Source organism: Streptomyces sp. NPDC058701, assembly GCF_042715295.1.
GTDB lineage: Bacteria > Actinomycetota > Actinomycetes > Streptomycetales > Streptomycetaceae > Streptomyces.
Genome location: NZ_JBHXSY010000127.1, coordinates 1 through 2,936 on the forward strand (window position 1 = coordinate 1; position 2,936 = coordinate 2,936).

General features: G+C 65.7%; 3 protein-coding genes and 2 pseudogenes. 2 read left to right on the forward strand and 3 right to left on the reverse strand.

Annotated features, from left to right (window positions below):
- Positions 1-277: pseudogene (locus tag ACFWW8_RS38405) on the forward strand (hypothetical protein); the annotation flags it as partial.
- Between the two features lie 257 nt (positions 278-534).
- Here the strand turns inward: ACFWW8_RS38405 and ACFWW8_RS38410 are convergent.
- The 3 genes and pseudogenes from ACFWW8_RS38410 to ACFWW8_RS38420 form a co-directional block, all read right to left on the reverse strand.
- A complete protein-coding gene (locus ACFWW8_RS38410) occupies positions 535-1,065 on the reverse strand; it encodes an SMI1/KNR4 family protein (protein ID WP_386537545.1) in 531 nt (176 codons plus the stop codon).
- Positions 1,066-1,338: 273 nt separating this feature from the next.
- Positions 1,339-1,524 (reverse strand): annotated as a pseudogene (locus tag ACFWW8_RS38415) (CorA family divalent cation transporter); the annotation flags it as partial.
- A 483-nt stretch (positions 1,525-2,007) separates the two neighbouring features.
- Positions 2,008-2,478, reverse strand: coding sequence for a hypothetical protein (locus ACFWW8_RS38420; RefSeq protein ID WP_386537547.1), 471 nt, complete (start codon positions 2,476-2,478; stop codon positions 2,008-2,010).
- A 313-nt stretch (positions 2,479-2,791) separates the two neighbouring features.
- Here ACFWW8_RS38420 and ACFWW8_RS38425 point away from each other — a divergent pair, with 313 nt between their 5' ends.
- Positions 2,792-2,920, forward strand: coding sequence for a hypothetical protein (locus tag ACFWW8_RS38425; RefSeq protein ID WP_386537550.1), 129 nt, complete (start codon positions 2,792-2,794; stop codon positions 2,918-2,920).
- The last annotated feature ends 16 nt before the right edge of the window (positions 2,921-2,936 follow it).

A 2,936-nucleotide genomic window follows, 5' to 3' on the forward strand; every position in this document is an offset into this window, starting at 1 on the left:
AGGGCGATATCGGCTGATCGGGACATGGCAGGACCGTACCGCGACCGGAGGGAGCCACCTTTCCTTTCTTGATCGCAGGCCCAGCAACCGGCGGAGGTTCGCGGTCAGAGCACTAGCCCGGTGGCTCGGTCACTCAAGCCCGACCATCATCTTCGACCACTACGCCCACTTCATGCCGGAGGCCGGCGGCAAGGGCCGCGCGGCCATCGACGCACTGCTCGGCACGGTGCCCGAGCACGTACCTGAGGGCCTCGTCTCCTCTCACGGCAGCATCTGAGAGCCCGTACCGACAGCGGTCGCCTGCGCCCGGCAATGTTCCAGTCCCGACGGCGCCTCCGCCTGGTCCGGGCTGTCCTCGGTCGCCAGAAGTTCCCCAGCCGTAACCATGGCCGCCCAGAACTCGGGGCCCGTCCCGGAACCGGGTCTGCGTGAAGAGCAGGAAGATCTTTGTGAGCTCCCCGTACGAAACCACGGGATCATGCCGTTCCGTCATTCCCGTGATTCCGGCTGGTCGTGCAGGTGACGACGCTGGGTTCAGCGGCAGAGTTCCATGATGGTGTCGTAGAAGTTGGGGAACTCCTGGGCCGCCAGCTCGATCACGGCCGTGGCTGACCGGCGCTGGTTCGGTGTGAATCCTTCGGCGATGGCTGCCAGCTCCGGATTGGGCTGCGCCTTCCAGTCCGGCTCGTAGGACGTGGCGGCTTCCCAGGGGCCGAAGCCGTCGGCCAGTAGCCATAGGAAGTCGCCCAGGTCGCGTGCTACGACACCGGTCTCGCCCTCGGAGCCGAGGAAGACCACGGGCTGCTCGGCCAGAGGCCGGCCCGGGCGGATGAGCCAGATCGCCGCGTATCCGCCCGTGCCGTCTTGTCCGAACACGCGGAAGTCGTTGCCGTCCAGTTCGCTGTTCCCGGTCCATGCCTGGAACCAGTCGGTGGTCTCGGCAGCGGACAGGAAGGCCGGGAAGGGTTCGAAGTCGACCCCGGTCTTCCCGTCGGCGTAGTCGAATCGAACGGCCATCGCGGTGGCGAGCACGGAGGGGAACTGGCGGTCATCGGTGGGCTTCACGGAGACAGGCTAGACAGGGGGTCAGACATCGACGCCCCACGGGCAAGGTCGTTGGACGACTGCCGGCTTGTAGTCGTCGAGGAGACAAGACAGGCCTTTTCGTTACCCTCCGCAATCGCCTGCCGTCGAAGGTGGTCGGCGGTGCGGGAAGGCTGGCCCCAAGGTGCGGGGGAGCGACCGGCATGGGCGGGCTGCGGATTCTCCCCACGGGGTCCTGCGGGCCACTCCTAGCGTTCGCAGGAGCTAAGTTGATCAATGGTGCTGCTGTGTGGTCTACAGCCAGTCGCGCTTCTTGAAGACGAGGTACAGGCTGACGCAGACCACCGCCATCAGCAGGATCGCGAAGGGGTAGCCGGCCGCCCACTTGAGTTCCGGCATGGTCTCGAAGTTCATGCCGTAGATCGTCCCGACAAGGGTGGGGGCGAACAGGATGGCGGCCCAGGCGGAGATCTTCTTGAAGTCGTCACTCTCACACCGCTGACCTGCGGAAAGCGCCCGGAGAGGCCCTCTGATCTGCGGCGATCAGCTTTCCGTCCCTTTCACGGTGCTGCCCGTTTGTACGGCCGATCCTCCCCAGCCGCTCCCCAACGGGGCCTCATTCTCCCCAGATTCTCCCCAGCAGAGGGCGCCTCCGAAGGCCATTCATCGCTGGTCAGCGGGGCAACATGGGCCGCGGGGAGCGCCACGGAGTGTTCACGTACTGCGTCTAGTGCGGCTAGACGAGTCATTCCGAAGTGATCGTGCTCAGCTTGTCGATGGGCCAAGGGGCCATTCGATGGCCTGCTGCTGGCCCGTGGACATGCACGCCTCCTGCGCCAAGGCGGGCTTTGCGTCCCTCGAGAAGCCGGCGAAGTAGATGATGCTCGCCGCACAATGGAGGCCGGAGCTGGTGCTGCTTGCCCCGGGCCGCTCACGGCAGCTGCCGAATCCCTCCCCGGGGTTTCAACTCAGCTGGTCGCGCACGAGATCAAGGAATGCCTGTCGGCTCGGACGGATGTGCGCCCAGACCTTCTCATCCTGTGGCTCTCCCGGGTCTTCGGGGCCCTTCCTGATCACCTCCTGTACTGCCCACGCGAGGCTACGTGCCGCTTCGCTGACCTCAGACGTGCACAGCACGTGGATCGTCTTCTGCATCACCCACACCCTGTCAAGGACCTGCCTTGCCCGGGCCTGCCACTGCTCGTCAGCCAGGTTGTGGTGATGCCGATCCACCGCGACTCGTTCAGCTTCCTGCACCGCAGACAGAAATTCGATGAGGTGAGTGAGACGCTCGTTGCGGCGCGCCTCGGCAAGTTCACGAACACTGCGGCGCGCCTCGCCGCGTTCCAAGGCGCGTCCTGCCGAGCGCTGGGCCAGCATCGACATGAACCCGCCGAGCAGGACGCCGATGAGCGGCGCAAGCATTGTCCACACAAGGTCCGATTATGACACCGATGGCATGAGCATGGCGCGGGGTTCGGCAATCTCGGGCCGGACCGGGACACGCAGACGGCCAGGTCGTCGCAGCCTTCGACAACGGCGGGCAGCAGACGGCGGAAGATCTGAGATCTTCGCCCTGCCCTGGGCGCTCTTGGCCACAGCGCGGACCGGGAGGTCCGGCACGGGCGGCCATGGCGGTGGCGTCCGGTCTCCCGAAGCTTGTCGGCCTGCTCAAGCGTGAAGCCGAGCAATCGGGCAGCACCCTGCCGGCGGCCGGAGAGACAGACAGGGCGGCCAAGATTGTTCTGTGACGAATGACCTGGACGCCCTGCTCACCGCACTGTATGTGAAGATCGACGACGAGATCACGGACACCTGGTGGCTGGGACGCCCTCCCCGGCTAGGTCCTGTCCGATGGGTCGTCCACGCGGTCTGAGAGGATCGGATGGACA